Source organism: Sodalinema sp., assembly GCF_046483825.1.
GTDB lineage: Bacteria > Cyanobacteriota > Cyanobacteriia > Cyanobacteriales > Geitlerinemataceae > Sodalinema.
Window position 1 is genome coordinate 1 of record NZ_JAWOCL010000044.1, and the last position, 24,845, is coordinate 24,845.

Sequence of the window (24,845 nt, forward strand, 5' to 3'; positions counted from 1 at the left end):
ATAGACTAAACGAATTTAAAGCAAAATCCGGGTTGGTTTGGAGACACGAGAGGATCAGATCGAGGCGTTGAGAGGGGGGGGAAGCCGGCCGGGGAGTCCGGTCAACCCGACCAATTGGGATTAAACCCTCCGCTAGAATGATTTTATCCCTGCTTCATGTCCCCTTGCTCAAAAAATGCGGTGACGAAAAATTTGGATCGCTACTATCACTTACTCGGACTGGAACCGGGTGCGTCAATCGAAGAGGTTAATCAGGCCTATAAGGATCTGGTGTTTATTTGGCATCCCGATCGCATTCCCGGTGATAATCGCCGCCTACAGGAGAAAGCGCAGGAAAAGCTCAAATCGATCAACGAAGCCCGCGATCGCTTGCGGGCCGCCCATCGAGAGGGTCGGATATCTCGGCCCCAAGCGGCTCGGCGATCGCATTCCCCGGCCCCCCCGAAACCTCAGCGTCCCTCCAGTCAGGCCTCAAGTCGCACCTCAAGTCGCCCTCCTCGTCGTCCCTCGCGGGATCTCAGTCACGCGGATTTACGAGGGGCAAATTTCCGTGAAAAAGACCTGTCGGGGCGCAATATGGAGGGAGCGATTTTGGTAGATGCTAATCTCAGTGATGCGTTTATGCACCGAGTCAATTTGACGGGGGCGGATTTGTCGGGGGCGAATCTGTTTCGGGCCAATTTACTTGAAGCGGATCTCAAATATGCGATTCTACGGGATACAAACTTGATTGGTGCCGATTTAAGTGGCGCGGATCTCAGTCATGCGGATTTGCGGGGGGCTAAAGTGGGAAGCGGTAATCGCTTGTTGGTGAAACTGACAGGGACTAAACTAACGGATGCCATTCTTCCTGATGGCTCGGTGTATCAATAACTCGATATGGCAACGCTGAATCTACAACTGGCTCAAACTCTGGCGCGGGAGTTCTCGTTAACGCCTCGTCATGTCTCCAATGCTCTCGAACTTTGGCTCGATGGGGCTACGATTCCCTTTATTGCCCGCTACCGCAAGGAACGCACCGGGGAAATGACGGAGGTGGTGTTGCGGGAGTTGTTCGATCGCTACGGCTATTTGAGTGAGTTGGAGGAGCGCAAGACCACGATTTTAGAGGCCATCGCCGGCCAGGGAAAACTCACGGATGAGTTACGCCAAAAAATCCTCGCCTGTGACCAAAAAACGGATCTCGAAGATCTCTATCTCCCCTATCGCCCCAAACGTCGCACTCGGGCCACGATCGCCCGTGAACGTGGCTTAGAACCTTTGGCTGAGGCGATCGCCGCCCATAATCGTCCTCAAGCTGCTCGGTTTGATTTAGATGCAGAAGCGGCGAACTTTGTCAACCCCGAGCAGGAGGTAGACACGGCGGAGGCGGCCCTACAAGGTGCGGCGGATATTCTGGCCGAGGCGATCGCTGAGGATGCGGAAATTCGCGCTCAGTTACGTCAAACTCTCTTGGAACAGGGGAGTTTCGAGTCGCGGATTAAGAAAGACTATCCTGAAGGCAGCACCAAGTACGAAACCTATCGCAAGTATCAGATTTCGAGTCGTAAAATTGCCCCCCATAATCTCTTGGCTCTGTTGCGTGGGGAACGAGAGGGGATTTTAGATCTTAAACTCACCCATGATGACGATCGCTTTATTGAGCAATTAGAGGCCCGTCTCATCCGCACGGGCGATCGCCCACTTCGTCAGTTTTATCAAACTCTGATTCACGATGCTTATAAACGTCTGTTGCAACCCTCGATGACCAATCGGGTGATTGGGGAAAAACGAGATTGGGCGGATGAAGCCTCGATTGAGACGTTTGAGGCCAATTTACGGGCCTTGCTGTTGGCGGCTCCGGCGGGGCGCAAGGCTACCCTGGGCCTCGATCCTGGCTTCCGTACTGGCTGCAAGGTGGCGGTTATTAGCGACTTGGGCAAGTTTTTGACGTATGAAACGATTTTTCCCCATCAGTCGGGTAAACGCCGCCAGGAGGCAGCGCAAACGCTACGAAATTTGGTAGATACCTATCAGATTGAGTTGATTGCGATCGGCAATGGAACCGCCAGCCGTGAGACGGAGCGGTTTGTGCGGGACGTTTTGCAAGGGATGGAGATGTCGCCGATCGCCTTGTTGGTGAATGAGTCGGGTGCGTCGGTGTATTCGGCTAGTGAGGTGGCGATCGCCGAGTTCCCGGAGTTGGATGTTACCATTCGCGGCGCGATTAGTATTGCACGACGGTTACAGGACCCTCTGGCGGAGTTGGTGAAAATTGACCCGAAATCTATTGGTGTGGGCCAATATCAGCATGATGTGAATCAAACCTTGCTCAAGAAGAAATTGGCGGAAACTGTGGAAAGTTGCGTTAACTATGTCGGCGTGGATCTCAATACGGCTTCGGCGGCGTTGTTAACCTCGGTGTCAGGGTTATCGAAGACGGTGGCCAATAATATCGTCGCTTATCGCGATCAACAGGGAGCGTTTCGCAACCGTCGCCAGTTGTTGAAGGTTCCTAAATTGGGGCCGAAAGCCTTTGAGTTGTCGGCGGGATTTTTGCGGGTGCGGGATGGGGAGAACCCACTCGATAATACGGCGGTGCATCCTGAACGCTATGGAGTCGTTGAGGCGATCGCTCAGGATTTGGGCCAGTCTCTGGCGAACCCGGAGGCGATCGCACAGGGGATGCGATCGCGGGACTTAAAGGCTTATGTCAGTGACGAGGTTGGGGAACCTACCCTACGAGACATTTTAGGGGAATTGGAGAAACCGGGACGAGATCCTCGGGACGAGTTTACCTATGCGAGTTTCAAGGAAGGGGTGGAGACTTTAGCGGATTTACAAGAGGGGATGATTTTAGAAGGAGTCGTCACCAATGTCGCCAATTTTGGCGCGTTTGTGGATGTGGGGGTGCATCAGGATGGCTTGGTGCATATTTCTCAGTTGGCGAATCGCTTTGTTCGTGATCCCAATGAGGTGGTTAAAGTGGGGGATGTGATCAAGGTGAAGGTGCTAACCGTTGATGAGCGGTTGAAACGGATTGGGTTGTCGATGAAGCAAGTTTAAGGGGTTGGATTAGCGATCACCATGAAGACGGATATTGCGATTGTCGGTGCTGGATTGGCGGGGTTGACGGCGGCGTTACCCTTGCAGGCGGCGGGGTATTCGCTGTTGCTGCTGGAGAAGTCTCGGGGATTGGGGGGACGCTTGGCTTCCTATCGTCTGAATGGTGTTCGTTGCGATCGCGGCCTGCGCTATTTGACGGATGAGGGACGCTTGTTATCGGGGTTGGTGCGATCGCTGCGTGAGCGTCAGGTGCTAAGGCCCTGGATTACAACCAGTCACCGCTATACGGCTGAGGGATTGCAGCAAAATCCTCCGCAAACTCATTATGTTGCGCCTGAGGGGATGAGTCAGATTGCGAAGGAGTTAGGGCGAGATGTACCCGTTTGGTTTAGTCGCCGGGTTGCGGCCATCACGCCCCAATCCCACGACTGGCGCTTGGATTTAGAGGCGGTGGTGGCGGGTTCGGATGCACCGCTGGAGGTGACGGCGAGGGCGGTGATTCTGGCGATTCCGGCTCCACAAGCGCTGATGGTTTTAGCTACTGTGCCGGGGATGGATGCTGATGTCATCAATCCGCTACAATCGGTGACGTATGATCCTTGTTTAACGCTGCTGGCCCAATACTCTGGGGATAGGGTTCCTGATCGGATTCCCTGGAAATCGGTTGAGTTTCCCGATGATCCTGACCTGTCTTGGTTGGGACTTGATAGTAGCAAACGGGAGTCATCTTCACTAGGGAGCGATCGCCCGGTGGTGGTCATCAATAGTCGTGCCGAGTTGGCGCGATCGCACCTGGATGATAGAGATTTAACCCCAGTGATTGAGCATTTACTCAGCCAAGGGGCCGCCCGTCTGGGGGATTGGTTGCAAACCCCTGAGCATCTGCATTTGCACCGTTGGCGCTATGCGATTCCGGCTCAAGTTTGGCCACAGGATAGTGTTGTTCTCAAGACTCCGTTTCCCCTTGTCTGTTGTGGTGATTGGTGTGGTTCTCGTCAGGTGGAAACGGCTCTGCGATCGGGCCTCGCTGCGGCCAGTAGCGTCAATTATCAATTGGATCATCGCAGTTTGGCTCCCATTCACTCACTCTGGGGAGGTTGAGGGGTCACGGCCAAAACCGTTTTCAGGTCTCCCTCGTATCCCGAGAGGCTTCCCCGTGAACTCCCCGCTGAGGGCTGCTATTCCGCAAACTCCAGTGGAGAACCGGAGTATAATAGACTCGTTTGAGGAACACGACCCCTCAACACGCTGTTCTTGAGGTTTAACGCTTCGACTGTGGAACTTTCTTGTAAAAGCGAATACGCCCTACTGGCCTTAATTGAATTGGCTGTGCATCATAGTAAAGGAGAACCCCTACAAATTCGGCAAATTGCCGCCCAACAGGGGATTCCCGATCGCTATCTCGAACAACTGCTGGCGACGTTGCGGCGAGGGGGACTGGTGCGATCGCAGCGGGGGGCGAAAGGGGGCTATCATCTGGCCCGAGAGCCGTGGAATATCACGTTGCTCGATGCCCTCGAATGTATCGAGGGCATCACGGAACAAGGTACCACAGCTCAAGACACGCCCCCCACCGTCGAGAGTGGGGTGATTAAAGACATTTGGTCCGAAGCCCAAGAGGCGGCCGAGGGCGTGTTAAAAAAATATACGCTTCAAGACTTGCGAGAACAGCGTGATGCGCGATCGCAACTCAATATCATGTACTACATTTAAATTTCGACGGGGACGCGGCTTAGGCCGTCAACTGTCGGGGTTTTGTGGCGTCAACCTGTCCTAACCCGTAATCCACGTTAACTGCTAGAGGATCATTCCCCATGAAAATTGCCAACAATATCACGGAACTGGTGGGTCACACTCCCCTGGTTCAACTCAATCGTATCCCTGAGGCTGAGGGCTGTGTTGCCCAAATTGTCATGAAACTCGAAGGGATGAACCCGGCGGCTTCTGTCAAAGACCGTATTGGGGTCAATATGATCAATGCGGCTGAGCGAGAGGGGCAAATTCGCCCAGGTGAGACGATTCTGGTTGAACCCACTTCTGGGAATACTGGAATTGCCTTAGCGATGGTCGCGGCGGCCCGAGGCTATCAACTGATTTTAACCATGCCCGATACGATGAGTTTAGAACGTCGGGCTATGTTGCGGGCCTTTGGGGCGCAGTTAGAGCTGACTCCCGGTGCGCAAGGGATGCGCGGTGCGATCTCGCGAGCCTCGGAACTGGTGGAGACGACGGAGAATGCTTATATGTTGCAGCAGTTCCAGAACCCGGCTAATCCCGAAATTCACCGCAAAACGACGGCTGAGGAAATTTGGCAAGATACCGATGGCCATGTGGATATTTTGATTTCGGGTGTGGGAACTGGGGGAACGATTACGGGGATTGCTCAGAACTTAAAACACCGTAAACCTCAGTTTCAGGCGATCGCCGTTGAACCCTGCAATAGTCCCATCCTCTCGGGAGGAAATCCTGGCTCTCACAAAATTCAGGGAATTGGGGCCGGATTTGTGCCTGATGTATTGGATACTTCGCTGATTGACGAGGTGGTGACGGTAACGGATGATGAGGCGATCGCTTATGGTCGTCGTTTAGCGGCTGAGGAAGGCTTACTCTCGGGGATTTCCTCGGGTGCGGCTTTGGCGGCGGCGATTCGGGTTGGGCAACGCCCGGAAAATAACGGTAAACTCATCGTGGTCATTCAACCGAGTTTTGGGGAACGCTACCTCAGTACCCCCTTGTTCCAAGATCCTCAGTTAACGATGGAAGCGGTGTTGACTTAAACGGTGTCCTCGGTCTTCTCATGCGCGAGCCTAATTACTACCAAACTCTTCGTGTTGATGCCGCGGCGACACAAGCCGAGGTGAAACAGGCCTATCGACGTCTGGTTAAGGAATTTCACCCGGATCGCAATCCCGATGCTCAGGCTCGTGAGGAGATGGTTCGCATTAATGTGGCCTATGAAGTTCTCGGCGATCGTAAGGCGCGTCAGTCTTATGATCGCCGTCAATGGGGATCGGTTGGTGCGCAGACGGTTAGGGATGGATCTCCGCCGGGCCGCCGTCATCAGACGGGTTCGACTCGCACCTCGCCGGGTCGTCAGGCGGTGGCGACGGCTGATGAGCGGATTCAGGGTTGGGTGACTCAGGTCTATCATCCCCTCAATCTTGATGTCGATCGCATTCTCGATGCTCTCGATGAGCAACTTGATGAGTTGTCGGCTGATCCCTTTGATGATGAGCTGATGGAGAATTTTGTTGAGTATATCCGCTCCTGTCGGGTGTTCCTACAACGGGCCGAGTCGGTGTTTGAGTCTCGACGGAATCCCTCGGTCTTGGCTGGAGTCGCGGCTGATCTGTATCACTGTCTCAATCAGTTGGCTGATGGGATTGAAGAGTTGGAGTATTTCAGCCTCAATTATGATGATCATCATTTGCATGTGGGACAGGAGCTATTCCGCATTGCACGGGGGTTACAGCTTGATGCTTTGGAGCGGATTCAACCGATCATCTGAGAGACTCTCTGGGGGAATCTCTGGGGAGATCTCTGGGGAGATCTAAGTTTTTTTGTAAATTACTTGCAATATTTCTTTACATTGCGTTACAATGAGCGTAATAGACGTAATGCAATTAGGATTTAAATCATATGACTTCTCGCGGATATACAAACGAAGAAGGCGGCTTGATCAATAACTTTGCCGTTGAGCCTAAAATTTATGTGGATGAGAAGCAACAGTTTGGCTTCAATAAGTATGCCGAACAACTCAACGGTCGTTTAGCGATGATTGGCTTCATTAGTGCCGTTGTTTTAGAACTTGCGACGGGTCATGGTGTGGTTGGTTTCTTGACCAACCTCTAGATTTCGGAAACACGTGATGATTAGTTACGATTATTCATCACTTGTTGCTATTTATCACTCGTAAAAAAGGGGTGCGTTCCTTAACTCGGGAACACACCCCTTTTTTTATTGAAGTTAACAGCAACATACCCAGAAAGGTTTACTGCTGTTTAGTCAGAACAGATAGGACTTTTGTAAATCCTGTATGTCTTGTTATGATGGCTTTTGATAGCTGTCTGTTGTCAGAGTTTAACTGTCCAAATCGAGTTAAATCTCAACGATCAGAAGTGGGAAAAGTAACTCCTTCAGGAAGTTTTGCGCCTTGTAAATCAGTATGATCCAGGATAGTTCCGGTGAGATCCGCCCCCTCTAAATTGGCATTTTGGAGAATTGCATAGCTGAGATCGGCATAACTGAGATCCGCACCTTGGAGGTCAGCGCCTCTCAAATCAGTGGGTACAATTCCCGGTTCCGTGGCCAAATTGGCGCGAGTGAGAATTGCACCTTGGAGATCGGCATGATGAAGTTGAGCTTGGCACAGTTGAGCATAGCTCAAATCCGCCTGACGCAGAATGGCGTCCTCAAGATTGGTGCGCTGATCTGAGGTTGAGCGTAAATCCGCCGAAATGAGCAGCGATCGCTGCAAGTTGGCGCGACTTAAATTCGCCCCACAGAGCATGGCTTTGAGAAAATTGCTCTCTTCGAGATTGGCTTGAGCCAGACGCGCGGCGCTCAAATCCGCATCGCGGAAGATCGCGCCCGATAAGTCCGTATCGGTAAAATCCGTACCCCAGAGAATCGCCTCGCTGAGATTCGCTTTGCGAAACTGACAGCGTTGGAAATAACTGCGGCCCAAGCGAGCTTGGCGGAAATCAGCGCCATCAAAGCTAGCCTCATTGAGTTGAGCGCTCAGGAGTTCACATTCTCGCAGTTCAATCTGATCGAAGCGGCGATCGCCTCGGTTATAGCGTTGTAAGAGTTCATCAACGTCCATTCTACACCTCAGTAATAATCGAATATTCAGTTTAAAGGGAATCCTGGGGCGATCGCCAGCATTACGAGACGGCCGAGGCGGCGGACTGGGGGCTGATAGGGGCCAGAATCAACGAGGTTTCATCGATTCCCTCAATTTATCATGAGGTTGAGATGCGATCGCGTCGATTTTAAGGTAATGTCTTGGTGAAGTCCTGGGCTATTTCGAGCCAAGAAACTCAACGGAGGGAGCCGTCGCAGGATAGCGGATAGCCTTGTGATGCCAAAGGAGTGAACGAGCATGTTAAATCTATTGTCTGCGATCGGACTAGCCGGTTTGTGTTTTGTGGCCTGGCTGGGTTCGGAAGATCGACGAATTGTGTCTTGGAACACAATTGCTTGGGGCATCGGCTTACAACTGGTCGTGGGTGGCATCGTCTTTGGCATCGGTAGCGATGTCGTGGTTTGGATTAACGACTTGTTGAATGTGTTACTGGATGCGTCCGAAGCGGGGGCCAGATTTCTCTTTGGTGGGGAGAGTTCCCCCTTTGTCCCCGATCCAGCTCGTCGTCCGGGGCCAGGTGTAGCTGGACGCTGGTTGGTGCGGACTTTAGGGGATCCGTATGTTAACGTTCCGGGCGATCGCCTCGGTCCGGATAATCTCAATCCAGGGTTTATTCTAGCCTTCCGCTCTCTGCCTCAGGTCATTTTCTTCTCGGGGCTGGTCAGTCTACTCTATCGTCTTAATATCATCCAGCCGATTATTAAGGTGTTTGCCAAAGTCTTCCGGAAGACGCTCAAAATCAGTGGTGCCGAATCTCTGGCGGGGGCGGCCAATATCTTTGTGGGGGTTGAGTCGGCGATCGCCATCAAACCGTTTTTGCCGAAGATGAGCCGCAGTGAACTCTGTGCCATTTTAGCCAGTTGCTTTGGCTCAATTGCCTCGTCGGTCTTGGCCCTCTATGCTGGACTACTGCGTCCAACCTTTCCGACGATTACGGGGCATTTGGTGTCTGCGTCAATCATGACGATTCCCGCCTGTTTCGTCCTCTCGAAACTGCTGGTTCCCGAAACGACCACTCCTGAAACCTTTGGTCATATCCCCGAAGCCGAAGAGGATCCCGATCAAGAAAAACCCAATCCCGTCGATAGTCTGATTATCGGTGCGTTGGACGGGGTCAGGATGGCGGTGGGAATTGCGGCCGTAATTATTGCCATTCTTGGACTCGTTGCCCTAGTGAACGAGTTTTTTAGCTTTCTGACCCAACTTCCGGGGGTTTTTGGCGATATTTTTGGGGTAATTACTCTCCAAAACCTGTTAGGTGCTATCTTCCTACCGCTAACATTCCTAACGGGAATTTCTCTGCCGATTCCCTTTACGGATGCCTTTGAGGAGAATTGGCAAGTTCTTTGGGAATCTTCGGTGATTATCGGACGACGACTGTTTGAAACCAATATCCCCCCTTACATTTCCCTGGCTCAATTAGCGAGATCTGGAGTTCTCACACCTCGGGCTTTGCTGATTGTCAGTTACGTTCTTTGTGGCTTTACGCACTTTGCCTCCTACGGCATTTTTGTGGGTGGATTGTCGGCTTTGGTTCCCTCGCGACGGTCGGATATTTCTGCTTTGGGGTTCAAGGCGTTATGGGCGGCAACCTTGGCGACGTTAATGACTGGCTGCATTGCTGGCCTCTTCTTTACGGGAAATACGGATTCAATTCTGGGTATCCCGACTCCTTAAGTGCTTGATTTCATTTCTCTGATTCGCGTCTTTGTTGTTTACTGTTCACTGCAAGATGTCCATGAAAGGCTATTCTTGGTTTCTCGGTTTGGGATTATCCGTTGCTCTGTTGATTGGTCTAATGGGACATTGGCCGCTTGGGAACCTGGGGACGAGAGCGGGTTTTTTGGCGATGGCTCAAGCTGGGGTCACTCAGGAGGTGACTCAGGCTGATGAGGGTTTAGAGAATCCGTTACCTGAACCGCCGGCTGTCCCTGAGACGTCTCCTCGGGCGGAGACGGATGATGGGAGTTTATCGACTGAGCCGGCTGAGTTTCGCTTGGAGGCCTTACCGATTCTGGCTGATGTGGAGACGACGAGTTTAAGTCTCAGTGAAAATCTCTATGAGGAACCGGGCCAGTTTCAGGTGGGGGTCTTAGAGGGTTATCGAACCTCGATCAATGCTGGGGTTGTGGTGATCGAGTCGCCGACTGGGGAGTTAGCCTATACGGTACAGGTTCAACAACGGGCTAATCCTCGGCCTCTCGGGGATGAGGAGTTGGTTCAGATTGCGATTGATCGACTTGAACGGGGGGAAGGCTTCCGTTTAGGTCGGGTCAGGGTGATTGATACTGGGGTCGTGATTGTGGATTGGACGGGAACTCTCGGAGCGATCGAGCTTTCGGGACGTGTGTTTTTACGACAGGTTGCTTCAGAGGTGTTGATGTTGGTGGTGTCAGCGACTGAGGAGAACGCGGCGCAACTTGATCCGGTGCTCTCTTTGCTGTCGAATACGTTACAGCTTGATGGTTAGGGGGGGAGGCAAGCTCTGGTCAATCTTGGTCGAAGTTGGACCAACAACGGGGGACTCGCCGGCGATCGGCATCCGCTGGGGGATTTTCTCCCAATTCGGAGTATCCTGGGACAATTGGGGGAACAACGGGCGTTCGCTTGTGGACGCCCTGTTCGGACTCGGGGAAGACGGTCAATTATTAACGATTAACTGCTATATGATTGAGGATCACAATGATCGCCGCCAGTTTGCGACGGCAACTCAACGGAATCGAGAGCCAATTTTGCAGGTGCTAAGCCGGGTTTTGCCCCCTAAGGGTACGGTGTTGGAGGTGGCCAGTGGGACGGGGGAACATGGGGCGTTTTTGGCTCCCCGGTTGTCGCCTCGGTTTTGGTTACCTTCGGATCCGAATCCCTTGGCGATCGAGAGTATTGAGTCTTGGCGACGGTATACGGGGAGCGATCGCTTGTTGGAACCGTTGTGTCTGGATGTGCGTGAACCGCAATGGACGGTGGAACGGACGCCGCCGCCTCAGTTACAGGAACAGCCAATTGGGGCGCTGGTCTGTATCAATATGATTCATATTTCCCCTTGGGAGGCTTGTTTGGGGCTGGTGGCGGGGGCGCAGCGGTTACTCCCGGTGGGGGGAGTTCTCTATCTTTATGGCCCCTATAAGGAGGGGGGACGGCATACGTCGCCGAGTAATGAGGGGTTTGATTTGATGTTGCGCGATCGCGATCCGAGTTGGGGTATCCGAGATCAAGAGGCGGTGATTGCGGCGGCTGAGGAACGAGGGTTGCGATTTCAGGAGATGCTGGAGATGCCGGCGAATAATCGGTCGTTGGTGTTTGGGAAATAGGCAAGGGGTAAGGGGTAAGGGGCAAGGGGCAAGAGGCAAGAGGCAAGAGGCAAGGGGTAAGGGGCAAACTAATTTTTTATTACTTTACAGTTTTAGAGTGTATTTGTTAAAAGTTTGCAGGTTAGATGTTTGACCTTACGCCGCTCAAAAATGCGCCGAGACCCCAATGCCCTAAGCCGTCAAAAAAATTTTTCTTTTGCTTAAAACGTATTTATTTGTCTATATCTCCATTCTAGTGTCTAATTTAAAAATTGTCAACTGCTACAGCGATATTTTCCCAGACGGATTCAAGGGGGGTCTAGTCTGGGTGTTCTGGCTGAGGTCGATGAATGGCTTTTCCGGTGAGGGAGAAGAGGGGACATGGTAGAGTCTTTCCGATGAAACGGTCTTGGGTGTGATTTAGAGCCATTTAGAGTTCGATGTCGGGGGATTCTTTGAACTTGCGAAGCCAGTTGTCATCCAAGCCATACCAGTTCGCCAAAATACCGCTTTGAGTAATCTTCAAACACTCTTCACGGGAATACTCGGGTCTCCATGTTCCTGAACTATCTCCATCAAAGTGAACTTTCAATTTATAGTTATCAGTAGATGAAAGGCACTTGTATAGTTCATCTCTCCAATTCAATGGATGATGAGTTCTATAGAAACCTGAGGGATTTTGAATCCAAGTTGTAGTGCAAGAAATAATTAGTATCAAAAGGCACATCCCCTTGAGAAGTCGGGGTTTTAGGCGAGATATACTTTGTGAAGGAATAGCATAAATTGTGATCAGGAAAATAGACAGGAAAATATAAGGAAAAAAGAAATATCGGGGACCGGCTAAGAATGGATGAATTTCCAGATTTGTCCTTAACCATGAGGCTAGGATTGTACTTAAAACCGCCAAGAAAGCAACGGAGGTGTTAAAAAATTCCTGTTTTCTTAAAATTAACAGACTATAGAGGGCAAAGCAACCAATTATTAGGAAAGCCAGACTCAATGTATAAGATACAAAGTTTGGTTTTGAGAAGAAGCTATTGTAGGTAATATAAGTCCCAACAAATTGAGGTAAGGCTATGTAAAACTTAGAAAAATCCATTTTTTCGCCGACCTGACTGAGGGAAAAATACATCTGAACCGCAGACAGTGCAGACCATAGACCTAAAATTACGTAGTTTAACTTGGCTCGTGTAATATAGGCTTTGATGATCATGGCGGGGATGAGTAAGATAGATATTGGTGAGCCAAGACAGCCTAAAGTCGTCGAGCCTATAATCATAAATTTTGATGTTTTGCTTTTGGCTTTTGATGAGGAAAGTAAAGGAACCAGAAGCAACAACGATGTCCACCAAAATATGTAGAGGGGTGTTGAAAAAACCTCAGGGTCATAAGGGAGTAAGGCGATGATAATCGGCAAATACTCTTTGTTGGGTAGTTCAATCAGACTCGATGTCAGAATTACCATCACTAAGATGGTAATGATTATCGTGAGTAAATAGGCGATTTCAGGATAAAATAAGCCTGAGACTGATAAGCTGAGGAGGGTAATAATTTTAGAAGGAATAATGAGATAGCCGCTGACGGGTATTAGTAAACTTGACCAGCCATGTTCAATGGCTTGGGGGATATTAAACACTCCATCTTCATTCCAAACGGAAGGATAAAGAGCATCGGCTGGCCGTCTCAGAAGATATAAAACGGTGAAGAGTGCCAGATTAATAAGGCGGATTTGCTGCCATCTAGCTGGTTTAGGGTTACCGGTCATCAAAGTAAAATACAGAGTAAAGGATGTAATGATGCTGAACGTTGTAGGTTTTGAATGCAATCGGGTCTATCCCTTAAGCCGAGTCAATAAAATTACATAAGAGAAGAGAAAGCTGAGGTAGATTTTATTTTACATTTTACAGGTTAACAAGTCACCAAGGTGGTTCACAGTCATAACGCTTCACCGTTGGTTCCAAGGGAAGGAGACGGAGAGTTATTGACTTAAAAATCAACATTCTGGATATAAAAAAGCCGGCATGATGCCGACCTCGTGAAAACCAACCAAAACCAATCACGTTAGCTCATAAACCATGAGAAAACCTCTCATTGTCCCGGCGGGATCTGAAAGAATCTCAGTGAGCCAAGGTGATTGTAACAAAGATTACCGACTTTTCGTCACAAAACTTCAAAATTTGCCAAATTTGTCTCTAGCGGACGAACTGCGGCATGACTTCGGCGGCGGTAAAGAGTCCGTGGATGCCGCGACGGTGGAGGGTTGCACCGGCTTTGAGGTAGCCGAAGGCGGGACCGCAGACGTTGGCGGCCATGCTGGTGTCGTCGCCGAGGGTGAAGGTGTGGGTGGAGATTTTGCCGTCGAAGGTGCGGCCGGTGACTTGGACGTTAGTGCTGAGGGGTTTTTTGGCGTTGCGGGTGTCCACGATGCCGCCGACGGTCACGCGATCGCGATCGATAATTCCCGCCAACTCTAACATAATGTCATCGGCGTGTTCCATATTCTCTAACTTGAGGATGCCGTTGGTTTTGTCCAACAGTGCTGTCACCTCGTCATCACTCATGGCCCGAGCTGTTTCTACATCATAGCCGGGCATATGGGCAATATCTTCGCGAATGGTGGAACGGTAGGCTTCCCAGTTGGCAATGCCGACGCCGAAGGTGATGGCGACGTGATGGATTTCGGCGTAACTTTGTGCGGCGAGGGTGGCGGCGGCGGTGAGTAAGCCGGGGGTGGCACCACAGCCAGTCATGTAGGTAATCCCGGCCGCTTGCAGGTCATTTTGTAAGTCGAGGAGTTGTTCGACGGCACTGGTGCGTTTTAAGGCGTCCACTAATACCCCTTTCCAGCCAGAGGCGATAAATTGACGGGCCACTGAGGCCATAAAGGTGTTGGGGAGATTGGGAAGGGCCAGGAAATAGCCGTCAACGTCAGGTGCAGCGGCGATTAGGTCCTGAATACTCTGCTGGCTGAGAATGCCTTGGTTCTCTAAATAGCCGACGGAGCCGCGATCGCGGGTTACGCTAATGAGAGCGTCAGCATCGAGTCCCTCTTGGTTGTAGGCGTAGCCTTGGCCATCGGCGACGGCTACCCAACGCATCTGTTGTTTCGGCGACAGAAGACGACAGGCGGCTTGTCCGAGTCCACCGAACCCCAAAACTCCGACGGAGAGTGGGGAGGTGTGTGGTTGTGGGGTTGGGTTCACAGTCATAACAAATCTAAGGTTAAAAACAGACTAATTCTCCATTATCTCCCTCGATGGTCGGTTTCGATACGGTGCGATGGACTCGGCTGGGGGACATCGGACAAGTTTTGGCAAACGATCTATGTTAGAATCCCCCCAATTTGGGGTGATCTGTTGTCTATGTCCTGAGTTGAGATAGACCGGATTCGCCTGGTTCCTGTGTGGTGTGTGTGAGAAGATTCCTATGTCTATTGTCTTAGTGACAGGCTCGGCTGGCTTAATTGGCTCGGAGTCGGTTCGTTTTTTTTGTGAGAAAGGCTTTACCGTGGTTGGCATTGACAACAATATGCGGGAGTCGTTTTTTGGTGAAGGTGCTTCGACGTTGTGGAATCGCGATCGCCTGCAAGAGATCTATGGCGACCGGTATCTCCATCACAATAGCGATATTCGCGATCGCCAAGCCATCAGCGACCTATTCGCCACCTATAACCAGGAGATTCGCCTCATTATCCATACGGCGGCCCAACCCTCCCATGACTGGGCCGCGCGAGATCCCTTTACGGATTTTACTGTCAACGCGAACGGAACCCTAAATCTGTTAGAACAGACTCGCCAACATTGTCCCGAGGCGGTGTTTATCTTCTGTTCAACGAATAAAGTCTATGGAGACACTCCCAACCAACTTCCCCTGGTGGAACGCGATCGCCGTTGGGAGATTGAGGAGAGTCATCCCTTTTACCAGGGGATTGACGAAACGATGAGTATTGATCATTGTAAGCATTCCCTATTTGGCGCGTCCAAGGTGGCGGCGGATGTGTTGGTCCAGGAATATGGCCGCTACTTTGGCATGAAAACCGCCTGTTTCCGAGGTGGATGTCTCACGGGACCGAGTCATTCAGGAACAGAACTGCATGGATTTCTCTCCTATTTGATGAAATGCACGATGACCGGAACCCCCTACAAGATCTATGGCTATAAGGGAAAACAGGTGCGTGATAACATCCATAGCTATGATCTGGTGAATGCGTTTTATCACTTCTATCAACGGCCGAGAGTCGCTGAAACCTATAACATTGGCGGTGGACGGGAGAGTAACTGCTCGATGCTAGAGGCGATCGCACAATGTGAAGAGATTGCTGAAAAGACCCTGAACTGGGAGTATCGCGAGAGTAATCGTAGTGGCGATCATATCTGGTGGATTGGCAATCTGAGTCGCTTTAAGTCCCATTATCCTGAGTGGGAGTTAACCTACCGCGTCCCGGATATCCTGAAAGAGATTTATAGCCAAAATGTCGATCGCTGGTCGTGATCGCCTTGGGATTGAGTTGTCACCACAGTAATCACATAAATTAGGGATGAGATGAGGTTTTTTCAAAAACTCTGGCAAAAACGCGCGATTCGCTTTCTCTTTGGCGGCGGTGTCGCAGCAGCCTTTAACCTGCTGTTGATGTTTTTGTTCATCGAGGTAGCTGGCTGGGAGACGACGGTCCTGCGGAACGCGGCCAACGTCATCTCCATTGAGTTGTCGTTGCTGTTTAGCTTCGTGATTTACCGGATTTGGGTTTGGCGTGGCGGAACCTGGCGATGGCGAGAGGTTCTGTTGCGACAATTACCGCTGTATCATCTCTCGGCTGGGGGGTCGGTGGTGTTGCGGGTGTTTGCGATTTTCCCGTTTCTCGATTGGTTGGGGGTGAGTTATGGCGTCAATACCCTCGTTGGGGTGTTGGTGAGTGCGATTATTAACTACATTGTCAGCGATCGCCTGGTGTTCCGCGATCGCGATCGTGACGATGGACAAGTTTACCCCCCTGAAGGGTTAGAAGCGGCCTTTCCCGAAGTAAAAAAGACGCGGGAGGAGAGTGAGTCGGGGGACTATTCTCCGGTCTCTCTGTTTTCGATTGTGATTCCGGCCTATAACGAGGAAGGATCGATCGCCGATACGGTAACCGCCATCGCCAACCTTCTGGATAAAAACCGGGTTCCCTACGAGATTTTAGTGGTCAACGACAATAGCCGCGATCGCACCGAAGCGGTGTTAGCCGATCTCAGCCAAGCCAATCCCCGAGTTCGCTATGTCAACAACCACTATCCCAATGGTTTTGGCTTTGCACTGCGTTGTGGCTTAGATGAGTTTAAGGGGGATGCAGTGGCGATTGTCATGGCCGACGCATCTGACGCTCCCGAAGATATCCTGTGCTACTATCAGCTGCTGCAAGAAGGCTATGATTGCGTCTTTGGGTCCCGCTTTATTCGCGGCGGTGAAGTCATCGACTATCCCCGTCACAAACTCCTGGTGAACCGTCTGGCGAACCTGTTTATTCAGGTTCTGTTTGGCCTACGCTACAACGACACCACCAACGCCTTCAAAGCCTATCGCCGAGACGTTATTGAGGGAATCCGGCCGCTTCTCTCCCACCATTTCAACCTCACCGTTGAACTTCCCCTCAAATCGATTGTGCGAGGATACAGTTATGCGATGACTCCCATTCGTTGGCAAAATCGTAAGGCTGGCGTCTCGAAGCTAAAAATTAAGGAAATGGGAAGTCGTTATCTGTTTATTGTCCTCTACGTTCTCCTCGAACGCTGGCTGTCTCGGGGGGATTATCGTCGTCCCTCGCCGCTGCGATCGCCGCGTGTGACTCCCGCTGAAGCCGTGTCTTCCTCGAAACAACGCCGCTAAACCGGTATTAATTCCCCGTCTTTCCTATTTATTCCCAATGTCATGACTGAGCGTGTTTTAATTACCGGAGGTGCCGGATTTGTCGGGAGTTCCCTGGCCTTAGGGTTAGCACAACGCTATCCCGATTGGCAGATTACCGCCTTAGATAACCTGAAGCGGCGAGGATCTGAACTCAATCTTCCCCGTCTCAAGGCGGCGGGGATTGAGTTTGTTCATGGTGATATCCGCAACCCCGAAGATCTCGATCCGCAGCGACTCACCCCGGACTTAATCCTAGAATGTTCCGCTGAACCCTCGGTGTTAGCGGGATACGGTTCACCGGGATATCTCTTGCAAACGAATTTAGTGGGAACCGTCAATTGTCTGGAGTTGGCCCGCCAGACTCAGGCGGATTTTGTCTTTCTCTCCACCAGTCGCGTCTATCCCATTTCCTATCTGAGTCAACTCAACTATGAGGAAACGGAGACTCGCTTTGCGTTACAGGAGGATCAGCCGTTTGCGGGTGTGTCTCGCTATGGGATTGCGGAGGATTTTCCTCTCGATCGCGCGCGATCGCTCTATGGAACCACGAAACTGGCCTCGGAACTACTCATTGCTGAATATGCAGATGCTTATAATCTGCGAACCCTCGTCAATCGCTGCGGGGTGTTGACGGGACCGTGGCAAATGGGGAAAGTGGATCAGGGGGTGTTCGCCTTGTGGGTGGCCCGCCATTATTTCCAGAAACCCCTAAAATATATCGGCTACGGGGGAAGCGGGAAACAGGTTCGGGATTTCCTCCATGTGGAGGATTTGCTGGATTTACTGGATTTACAGCTTCAGAATCTCGATCGGCTTCAGGGGGAAACGTTTAACGTCGGTGGCGGTGTGGAGAATCAGGTGTCGCTGTTGGAGACGACGCAGATTTGTCAGGAGATTACGGGGACGGCGATCGCCATCACCCCAGTTCCCGAAACCCGTCCCGGAGATATCCCCATTTTTATCACCGACTCGCGCAAAGTGATGTCCGAACTCAACTGGAGTCCTAAACGAGACATTCGGCGCACTCTGCAAGATATGTATGATTGGATTGTGCGGGAGGAGTCGCAAGTGAAGGGCATTTTTCTCTAAGTTCATGGGACTATACTCGTTAAAAGCCTCCATGAACCTTAGGATAGAGACCCACTCATGTTAGCCGAAGAACTCCAACAGGAATATCAACACCGATTCATCAACATTGCTCCCTATCGTCGTCATGTCTGGCGTGTCTTGGTCAAATCCTACTTTCAAGCTAAAATTAGCACGAATCAGGATATTCTAGATCTCGGTTGTGGCTGGGGTGAATTTATCAATGAGATTGAGGCCAACCGCAAGTATGCCATGGATCTCAACCCTGACACCGCAGAGTATCTTAAGCCGGCAATTCAGTTTTTACACCAAGACTGTTCTCAAGTCTGGCCCCTCGCCGATGACTCCTTAGATTTGGTGTTTACGAGTAATTTCTTGGAACATCTGTTGTCTAAAGAGAGTTTGAGTCAAACCCTGTCTGAAGCCTATCGTTGTGTCAAGCCAGGGGGACAAATTATCTGCTTGGGACCGAACTTGAAATATACGGGGGGAGCCTACTGGGATTTCTTTGATCATCATTTACCTTTAACCGATGCCTCAATATCAGAGATTTTGGAACTTAAGGGATTTAAGATTAAAACCTGTATTCCCCGATTTCTTCCCTACAGTATGGCAAATGGACGGCAACTTCCCCTCTGGACGGTTTCTGTCTATTTATCACTTCCTTTTGTTTGGCAATTCTTGGGTAAACAATTTTTAGTCGTTGCCTCGAAACCACGCTATTAGCGTGTTTGATTAAGTAAGCTACGTTCTGCGTTTAATGAGTTCTTGATATGATGACCCCGAAGCGATTTAACGTCTTAAGTTGGTTGACTATCCTTTATATCTTGCCAGTTTTAGCAACCCTAGCGTTTGTCCATCGCTTCGGGGTTAATGTTCCTTTTATGGACTCATTTGGTTTGGTGGGGTTATTCCACAAAATTCACTTAGAAACAGTCAATTTTTCTGATTTTTGGGTTCCTCATAATGAGCATCGAATGCTCATTCCTCGCGTTTTTATTGCAGCCTTAGCATTTGCAACAGATTGGAATGTTAAAGTACAACAGTATTTTAGTGTTGGTTTAAGTATTTTGTCCGCCGTCGGTTTGTACTGGATTTCACGGCAGCAAGGTATCCACCATGATAGCCGCCATGACTGGCAACATTTTGCGGAGATTATTAGTGTTATTCTACTCTTTTCTCTGATTCAATATGAAAACTGGTTATGGGGATTTCAACTCGCTTGGTTTTGGAAAACGACCTGTTTCGTGTTTGCGATCGCCGTCTTACAGTACCCATCAAAACATCGCTGGCTTGATAAAGGATTTATTTTAGGTGCAATTTTAGCACTCTTCATGAGTTTTTCTGGAGCTCATGGTTTATTAGGATGGATTGCCATATTTCCCTTGATTTGGGTCCGTAGCCAAGCCTCTAGCCGGCCAAGACTCCAACAAATTCTCTGGTTGTTTCTCTTGATTGGCTCTGTTCTTTTATATGCCAGCGGCTATCAGGAACCCGCCGACAATCCTGATCGAACCTATGTCTTAAAACATCCTCAAGAAGCCATCCCATTTTTTCTGGCAATTCTGGGCCGCTCTTTTTCTAATACCCCCCAACCGGCAATTTGGGTTGGCATTGTCCTTTTAATCGGCTGTACTTTGAGCCTTTGGCTCTTTTGGAAACAGTCCGACCGACGCACTGAATTAGCGGCTTGGCTACCGTTTTTACTCTTTCCGTTAGGATTTAGTGCTATGACAACGGTCGGACGTACTGTGTTAGGAATTGAAGCTGCGTTGGCATCTCGCTACACAACCGTCACCCTATTGATGCTAATTGGCTTACTTCATATTGCCCGCATTTGTTGTCAAAGACAGCCTTGGCGGCTTCTCTATGGAGCCATGGCGGTTGTGTTTGCTGTTTTTTCCATTTCTCGGTCATTTGATGCGTTAGAGGCTGGAGAAATTTGGTATGAAGATCGTATTTTGGGGAAACATTGTTTAGCCTTGATTGAGTATATGGAACCCTCTCCAGCGAGTTGTATTCATAAGATTTTCCCTGATGTAAATCCAGTAAAATCTGTTTGGTATACGCAACTCGATCAGTTAGGCTTTTTTGACTTTGTGGATTATGCTGAGTTTGAAAAACTTCCGGCCGAGTCCCATGGACTCATTGACAATCCTCCGCCAGACGAGGTCATTCCCCTAACCACTGAGTCAACGGTTGTTTTATCAGGATGGTCAATTTTCCCAGGTCGTCAGGAGACTCCTGAGCTTGCTTTATTGTCTCAGGATGATCGTCCTAGCTTTTTTGCGGCTACTTTAATCAATCAAGCCAGTCCAGATTTGGCTGAGGTGTTTGATGTGCCTGAGTATGATCAAGCGCGTTGGCAAATCCAACTCCCGGCAACGGCATTTCCTGAAGGTGTCACCACAATTCGAGCTTGGATTTATGATGGTAATATGAGGTTTATTCCCTTGGACAACGTTATTCAAGTGAATCGTGACAGCTAAGTATTGTTTGAATTATTCAATTTTAATCTTATAGACTTCAGGCTTGAAAACATGAAAGGCAATGTTTTATTAGACACTATAATCCACCATATTACGCCCCAAAAATTTATAGCAGCTATCGCTTTTTTAGCTGGATTGTTTTATGTGTTTTTACTTTGTTTTCCTGCGTTACATTTTATTATTTTTCCAGGGGTCGATTCTTGGACGTATGCCCTGAGTTATCTGCCTCAAAAAGAGTTTAGTTTTGGGCAGGATGTCATTTATACTTATGGACCTTTCGGCTATCTAGCCTCGGGGTCGTTGTTACCCGAAAACTATCAGCAGGTCGCCTGGTTCAAGGCGATTATTCATAGCCTCTTTTTGGGGTTAGCCGCGATTCAATTCTGGAAAATTCAGTCAGTCCGTGGGCGAGTCTTTTGGGTCTTTAGTATTCTCTGTGCTTACCATAGTTTGATTGCTTTAGACTATTTATTGGTTTTAGGCTATCTCCTCGTCCTGTCCTGGTCTCCGAGTTTGCGCGATCGCAAGGGCCTGGCGATCGCCGTCTTACTCGGAGGCTGGGCCGGGTTTTCCGCTTTGGTTAAGTTTACGGCGGGGGTCATGACCTTTGGGGCGTTGCTGATGTATTGGCTGGGTCATCTGTATCAGCGATATCGCTCTCAGCCCCGTCGCCAGGGACTTCAGGAGGCGATCGTGGTCTTGCTGACGGCGACAGCCAGTGCGATGGCGGTAGCGTTTGTGGGACTCCATGGGGATGTGGGCCTGGGACTGGTGCGGCTGCTTCCCTCGGCGGCGATCGCGGTGCTTTGGGGATGGACGACGCAACGCTATCTCAAAGGGAATCGCCGTTGGTCAGCCTTTCGTCCCAGTCTAGGCTGGATGAGTAGTCTAGCGGTCTTTGGCTTGACGTTATTGGTCAGGGTACTGATGACAGAGCGTCCCTCCCTACTCAGGTTTGTCTTAGGATCGTTGCAGGTATCGTCGGGCTACTCTAGTGCCATGAGTGTGATTGGGCCGTCTGTGGAATTGGGACTGGCGATCGCCCTGGTGGTAATCCTCCTGACTCTCTTTTATCGCTGTGCGACTCGTCAATCCCTCGGCCTCTTTTTAGCCTTAACTTTCACCCTCTGGGTTGTTCTCAAACATGGATTTGTGCGCCAAGATGCCCATGTCTTTATGTTCTTTTTTGTCACTCCCTTTTTGCTGAGTTTAGCGGTGCAACCCCGCCCCCGTCACCCAACACGCCGATTGAGTGGTGTTATTATGCTGCTGATGGTCGTGGTGACTGGCGTCTATTGGCAATTTCCTGGACTGTTTGGCCATGCCAAGATTGGTTGGAATCTTTCACTAATTCCCCAACCCAAACTCGTATTGAATCGTGTGGTTCATTTCGATTTCTCCCAGGTATTTGCAGAGGTCCAGGCGGCTAACCAGCAAACCCTCTTGCCCTTCACCCTAGGGGATGACGTTAGGACCAATATAGATGAGAAAACCGTTGATGTTATTCCCTGGGACATTGCCTTAATGCCGGCCAATGACCTCAACTGGCAACCTCGGCGAACCCTACAGTCCTACACCGCCTACACGGAATTTCTGGACACTTGGACGGCTGAGGGATTGGCAGAACAGCCCCCTGAGGCGATTCTGTATAACTTTGTTGATTTAGATGGCCGACATCCCTTTTTCTCGGAACCGGACACCTTCTTTCATGTGCTGTCCCATTATCAGCTTTCATCGGAGTTTCCTGAGTTTGTGCCAACGGAATCTCTGCCTAATCTAATGCTGTTAGACCCTCGGGAGTCGCCGTTGTTGTGGCTTGAGGTTGGGGAGGTGGAGCGGCGATCGCTCTCTTGGGATGACACGATGACCTTAGAGGCCACTGAGGGGACTTTACTGCGGGCCTCGATCGCCATTAAGGAGTCGTTTCTGGGCAAAATTACCAAAACCCTGTTGAGAGCGGCTCCTGTGGTCATGCAAGTGACCTATGAGGATGGGACTGATGCTAGCTATCGCATTCTGCCCACGACTTCGGAGAATGGTGTCATCCTCAGTCATTTACCGCGATCGCCCCAGGAAGCACTCACCTTCTGGCAAGGAATTGAGGATCTCAGGCTTCCGGCTGCTGTTGAGTCTATTACTTTTGATACGAGCAACCGCCTCATCTATCGGCCTCAGATTGATGTTGTCGTCAAGGCGATCGCCCCGGAGTCTGGGACGTCACCGGGGGATAGCTGAGAAAGATTAGCAATTATCTGGGCGATCGCCTTGACGGAAATGGGAATTTGGGACAAACTTAGTAAGAGTAGACGTGCGTAGCTCAACAATTGTTAAGTTACGCAAAGCCTTGGATCGTAACAAAGCAATTTATTAAGATTTTATTCGAGAGCGACTGAGTTCAGAGGCTCCCGCTAGTGTTACATCGCTGCTGGGAGAGGTTCTGGCTATCGACCTCAAGGCATCTATCGTCCCCCTCGTGGTTCCCCGGAGCTTATGGAAACACTCGAATTCACGATTTACCCCGATGGCAGAGTGGTCGAACAGGTGACCGGTATTTCCGGAGCCTCCTGTGCTGAGGTCACGGCTGCGATCGAGGAAAAACTCGGAATTGTTCTCAACCAAGAGAAAACCTCTGAGTTCTACCAACAAACCCAAGAAAACTCGGCAAAAACAGCGGCTCAGGCTCAATCCTACAGCCAATGGTAACTGTTTGCCCGTTCATTTGTCTCATCTGTTGTCCCTAACATTTAGCAAATCCCTCGCCAAGCTATGTCTCACTTTAGCCATATCAAAACCCAAATCCGTGACCTCGATGCCTTACAACAGGCTCTGACGGAACTGAAACTCGACTGGAAAGCGGGTCCCAAGGATGTTCGCGGCTATCGCGGCCAGGTTCATTCGGCGGCGATCGTTGTCGAACAGGACAATGGCTACGATATCGGATTTAGCTGGAACGGACAGGCGTACGACCTGGTGGCTGACCTACAATTCTGGAATCAGCCGATTCCCGTTGAACGCTTTTTAAGCAAAATCACCCAACAATATGCCTTCTCGACGGTGATGCAGGAAACCGCTAAACAAGGATTCCAAGTCTCAGAACAACAAACCCAAACAGACGGTTCCATCCGTTTGGTGTTGCAACGCTGGAGTTAACCATGACCGATGCCCCAAATCCACAACAACAGGTCTCTGACGACCGTTCAGGCTGGGAACCCGAACTCGGCGGCTCTCTACGGGAGCATCCCGAACGGTCTGGGTTCGAGCCGGAATTAGGGGGGGCGTTGCGTGAAAAGGGCGTGTATGTCGATGAGGTCACCTGTATTGGCTGTAAACATTGCGCCCATGTCGCCCATAATACGTTTTACATTGAACCCGATTACGGACGAGCGCGGGTCATCAACCAAGATGGCGAGCCAGAAGAGGTGATCCAAGAGGCCATTGATACCTGTCCAGTGAACTGTATCCACTGGCTTGAGTATGAGGAACTCAAAGAACTTGAGGCGGAACGTCAGCATCAAGTGATTCCGGTGGCTGGATTCCCGGTCACGCGCGGTACGATTGTCTCGGCTCAACGCCGCCAACGTCAAAAACGCTCGTAATCGAGTCACGAGAAACGGAACCTTCGCATCAGGAGTCTTGACTCTTGGTCGAAGGTTCCGTTTTTTGCTGGCTGTGATGGGAATGGGGTTATGGCATTCGTGTTGCTAAACTACGATTAGTCCCCTCACCACTCCCACCATGCTCGCCAACGATCCCCTCTACATCACCCCGGAAGACTACCTCGCCGCTGAGGAAATCAGCCCCATCCGCCACGAATACCGCGATGGTGAAGTCTTCGCGATGACAGGCGGGACACAGGCACATCACACGATTGTTGGCAACTTATTCTTTGCGCTCAAAACTCACCTACGGAGTTCTGGCTGTCGCATTTTCGCCGAAGGGATGAAAACCCGCGTTGAAGCTAGCAACGCTTTCTACTATCCCGATGTTGTCGTCACCTGCGATGATCGCGATCGTCAGCCCCAAAGCCAATACATTGAATATCCCCGCCTCATTATCGAAGTTCTCTCTCCCTCGACGGCTCGTTTCGATCGCACCGAAAAATTCGCCGACTACCGCACTATTCCCAGTCTCGAAGAATACGTCCTCGTTTCGAGCGATCGCCAGCAGGTTGAAGTCTTTCAAAAAGGC

The 24,845-nt window shown here is 50.4% G+C and carries 23 protein-coding genes; 20 read left to right on the forward strand and 3 right to left on the reverse strand.

Annotated features, from left to right (window positions below):
* The first annotated feature begins 180 nt into the window (after positions 1 to 180).
* From R6U67_RS02665 to R6U67_RS02695, 7 genes are all read left to right on the forward strand, one after another.
* The gene (locus tag R6U67_RS02665; RefSeq protein WP_410251117.1) at positions 181 to 873 is read left to right on the forward strand and encodes a pentapeptide repeat-containing protein; all 693 of its coding nucleotides are present in this window, start codon (positions 181 to 183) and stop codon (positions 871 to 873) included.
* Between the two features lie 6 nt (positions 874 to 879).
* Positions 880 to 3,045 (forward strand): Tex family protein, encoded by a 2,166-nt coding sequence (locus tag R6U67_RS02670; protein WP_410251118.1) that lies wholly within the window; start codon positions 880 to 882, stop codon positions 3,043 to 3,045.
* Between the two features lie 21 nt (positions 3,046 to 3,066).
* Positions 3,067 to 4,146, forward strand: a complete 1,080-nt coding sequence (locus tag R6U67_RS02675) for an NAD(P)/FAD-dependent oxidoreductase (protein WP_410251119.1) — start codon at positions 3,067 to 3,069, stop codon at positions 4,144 to 4,146.
* Positions 4,147 to 4,320: 174 nt separating this feature from the next.
* Positions 4,321 to 4,758 carry an RrF2 family transcriptional regulator gene (locus R6U67_RS02680; protein WP_410251120.1) on the forward strand — a complete coding sequence of 146 codons (438 nt, stop codon included), beginning with the start codon at positions 4,321 to 4,323 and terminating at the stop codon, positions 4,756 to 4,758.
* A gap of 101 nt (positions 4,759 to 4,859) precedes the next feature.
* The gene (gene cysK / locus R6U67_RS02685; protein WP_410251121.1) at positions 4,860 to 5,822 is read left to right on the forward strand and encodes a cysteine synthase A; all 963 of its coding nucleotides are present in this window, start codon (positions 4,860 to 4,862) and stop codon (positions 5,820 to 5,822) included.
* A gap of 20 nt (positions 5,823 to 5,842) precedes the next feature.
* Positions 5,843 to 6,553: a DnaJ domain-containing protein gene (locus R6U67_RS02690; protein ID WP_410251122.1), complete on the forward strand. Its 711-nt coding sequence runs from the start codon at positions 5,843 to 5,845 to the stop codon at positions 6,551 to 6,553.
* A 131-nt stretch (positions 6,554 to 6,684) separates the two neighbouring features.
* Positions 6,685 to 6,897 (forward strand): chlorophyll a/b-binding protein, encoded by a 213-nt coding sequence (locus tag R6U67_RS02695; RefSeq protein ID WP_410251123.1) that lies wholly within the window; start codon positions 6,685 to 6,687, stop codon positions 6,895 to 6,897.
* 253 nt (positions 6,898 to 7,150) lie between these two features.
* Here R6U67_RS02695 and hetL read toward each other — a convergent pair whose 3' ends face one another.
* Positions 7,151 to 7,870: a heterocyst differentiation pentapeptide repeat protein HetL gene (gene hetL, locus R6U67_RS02700; RefSeq protein WP_410251124.1), complete on the reverse strand. Its 720-nt coding sequence runs from the start codon at positions 7,868 to 7,870 to the stop codon at positions 7,151 to 7,153.
* Positions 7,871 to 8,149: 279 nt separating this feature from the next.
* Between hetL and R6U67_RS02705 the strand changes: the two genes are divergently transcribed.
* From R6U67_RS02705 to R6U67_RS02715, 3 genes are all read left to right on the forward strand, one after another.
* Positions 8,150 to 9,589, forward strand: a complete 1,440-nt coding sequence (locus R6U67_RS02705) for a NupC/NupG family nucleoside CNT transporter (protein WP_410251125.1) — start codon at positions 8,150 to 8,152, stop codon at positions 9,587 to 9,589.
* A gap of 61 nt (positions 9,590 to 9,650) precedes the next feature.
* A complete protein-coding gene (locus R6U67_RS02710; RefSeq protein ID WP_410251126.1) occupies positions 9,651 to 10,382 on the forward strand; it encodes a hypothetical protein in 732 nt (243 codons plus the stop codon).
* A gap of 139 nt (positions 10,383 to 10,521) precedes the next feature.
* Positions 10,522 to 11,220: a DUF938 domain-containing protein gene (locus tag R6U67_RS02715; RefSeq protein WP_410251127.1), complete on the forward strand. Its 699-nt coding sequence runs from the start codon at positions 10,522 to 10,524 to the stop codon at positions 11,218 to 11,220.
* Between the two features lie 409 nt (positions 11,221 to 11,629).
* Here the strand turns inward: R6U67_RS02715 and R6U67_RS02720 are convergent, their stop codons facing one another.
* Together R6U67_RS02720 and R6U67_RS02725 are read right to left on the reverse strand one after the other, a co-directional pair.
* On the reverse strand, positions 11,630 to 12,967 hold the full coding sequence (locus tag R6U67_RS02720) for a hypothetical protein (protein WP_410251128.1): 1,338 nt from the start codon (positions 12,965 to 12,967) through the stop codon (positions 11,630 to 11,632).
* 424 nt (positions 12,968 to 13,391) lie between these two features.
* Positions 13,392 to 14,408: a saccharopine dehydrogenase-like oxidoreductase gene (locus R6U67_RS02725; protein ID WP_087711962.1), complete on the reverse strand. Its 1,017-nt coding sequence runs from the start codon at positions 14,406 to 14,408 to the stop codon at positions 13,392 to 13,394.
* 217 nt (positions 14,409 to 14,625) lie between these two features.
* On the opposite strand from R6U67_RS02725, the gene R6U67_RS02730 reads away from it, so the two are divergent.
* The 10 genes from R6U67_RS02730 to R6U67_RS02775 all read left to right on the forward strand — a co-directional run.
* Complete coding sequence (locus tag R6U67_RS02730; RefSeq protein WP_410251129.1) at positions 14,626 to 15,690, forward strand: NAD-dependent epimerase/dehydratase family protein; 1,065 nt, start codon at positions 14,626 to 14,628, stop codon at positions 15,688 to 15,690.
* A gap of 51 nt (positions 15,691 to 15,741) precedes the next feature.
* On the forward strand, positions 15,742 to 17,061 hold the full coding sequence (locus tag R6U67_RS02735) for a glycosyltransferase (protein WP_410251130.1): 1,320 nt from the start codon (positions 15,742 to 15,744) through the stop codon (positions 17,059 to 17,061).
* 42 nt (positions 17,062 to 17,103) lie between these two features.
* Positions 17,104 to 18,171, forward strand: a complete 1,068-nt coding sequence (locus R6U67_RS02740) for an NAD-dependent epimerase/dehydratase family protein (RefSeq protein WP_410251131.1) — start codon at positions 17,104 to 17,106, stop codon at positions 18,169 to 18,171.
* 57 nt (positions 18,172 to 18,228) lie between these two features.
* Entirely contained in the window at positions 18,229 to 18,894 is a 666-nt protein-coding gene (locus R6U67_RS02745; RefSeq protein WP_410251132.1) for a class I SAM-dependent methyltransferase, read from the forward strand.
* Positions 18,895 to 18,941: 47 nt separating this feature from the next.
* Entirely contained in the window at positions 18,942 to 20,657 is a 1,716-nt protein-coding gene (locus R6U67_RS02750) for a hypothetical protein (RefSeq protein ID WP_410251133.1), read from the forward strand.
* Between the two features lie 144 nt (positions 20,658 to 20,801).
* Positions 20,802 to 22,892 carry a hypothetical protein gene (locus R6U67_RS02755; protein ID WP_410251134.1) on the forward strand — a complete coding sequence of 697 codons (2,091 nt, stop codon included), beginning with the start codon at positions 20,802 to 20,804 and terminating at the stop codon, positions 22,890 to 22,892.
* 255 nt (positions 22,893 to 23,147) lie between these two features.
* Positions 23,148 to 23,360, forward strand: coding sequence for a DUF2997 domain-containing protein (locus tag R6U67_RS02760; RefSeq protein ID WP_410251135.1), 213 nt, complete (start codon positions 23,148 to 23,150; stop codon positions 23,358 to 23,360).
* Between the two features lie 63 nt (positions 23,361 to 23,423).
* On the forward strand, positions 23,424 to 23,807 hold the full coding sequence (locus R6U67_RS02765; protein WP_068787455.1) for a DUF1257 domain-containing protein: 384 nt from the start codon (positions 23,424 to 23,426) through the stop codon (positions 23,805 to 23,807).
* 2 nt (positions 23,808 to 23,809) lie between these two features.
* Positions 23,810 to 24,253: a ferredoxin gene (locus tag R6U67_RS02770; protein ID WP_410251136.1), complete on the forward strand. Its 444-nt coding sequence runs from the start codon at positions 23,810 to 23,812 to the stop codon at positions 24,251 to 24,253.
* A 139-nt stretch (positions 24,254 to 24,392) separates the two neighbouring features.
* A partial coding sequence (locus tag R6U67_RS02775; protein WP_410251137.1) for a Uma2 family endonuclease occupies positions 24,393 to 24,845 on the forward strand: 453 nt, incomplete at its 3' end.

Bases quoted from the DNA above. Each gene is read 5' to 3' on its own strand.
- R6U67_RS02670 (WP_410251118.1), top strand. From the start codon at position 880: ATGGCAACGCTGAATCTACAACTGGCTCAAACTCTGGCGCGGGAGTTC.
- R6U67_RS02675 (WP_410251119.1), top strand. From the start codon at position 3,067: ATGAAGACGGATATTGCGATTGTCGGTGCTGGATTGGCGGGGTTGACG.
- cysK (WP_410251121.1), top strand. From the start codon at position 4,860: ATGAAAATTGCCAACAATATCACGGAACTGGTGGGTCACACTCCCCTG.
- R6U67_RS02690 (WP_410251122.1), top strand. From the start codon at position 5,843: ATGCGCGAGCCTAATTACTACCAAACTCTTCGTGTTGATGCCGCGGCG.
- R6U67_RS02695 (WP_410251123.1), top strand. From the start codon at position 6,685: ATGACTTCTCGCGGATATACAAACGAAGAAGGCGGCTTGATCAATAAC.
- hetL (WP_410251124.1), bottom strand. From the start codon at position 7,870: ATGGACGTTGATGAACTCTTACAACGCTATAACCGAGGCGATCGCCGC.
- R6U67_RS02705 (WP_410251125.1), top strand. From the start codon at position 8,150: ATGTTAAATCTATTGTCTGCGATCGGACTAGCCGGTTTGTGTTTTGTG.
- R6U67_RS02710 (WP_410251126.1), top strand. From the start codon at position 9,651: ATGAAAGGCTATTCTTGGTTTCTCGGTTTGGGATTATCCGTTGCTCTG.
- R6U67_RS02725 (WP_087711962.1), bottom strand. From the start codon at position 14,408: ATGACTGTGAACCCAACCCCACAACCACACACCTCCCCACTCTCCGTC.
- R6U67_RS02730 (WP_410251129.1), top strand. From the start codon at position 14,626: ATGTCTATTGTCTTAGTGACAGGCTCGGCTGGCTTAATTGGCTCGGAG.
- R6U67_RS02735 (WP_410251130.1), top strand. From the start codon at position 15,742: ATGAGGTTTTTTCAAAAACTCTGGCAAAAACGCGCGATTCGCTTTCTC.
- R6U67_RS02740 (WP_410251131.1), top strand. From the start codon at position 17,104: ATGACTGAGCGTGTTTTAATTACCGGAGGTGCCGGATTTGTCGGGAGT.
- R6U67_RS02745 (WP_410251132.1), top strand. From the start codon at position 18,229: ATGTTAGCCGAAGAACTCCAACAGGAATATCAACACCGATTCATCAAC.
- R6U67_RS02750 (WP_410251133.1), top strand. From the start codon at position 18,942: ATGATGACCCCGAAGCGATTTAACGTCTTAAGTTGGTTGACTATCCTT.
- R6U67_RS02760 (WP_410251135.1), top strand. From the start codon at position 23,148: ATGGAAACACTCGAATTCACGATTTACCCCGATGGCAGAGTGGTCGAA.
- R6U67_RS02765 (WP_068787455.1), top strand. From the start codon at position 23,424: ATGTCTCACTTTAGCCATATCAAAACCCAAATCCGTGACCTCGATGCC.
- R6U67_RS02770 (WP_410251136.1), top strand. From the start codon at position 23,810: ATGACCGATGCCCCAAATCCACAACAACAGGTCTCTGACGACCGTTCA.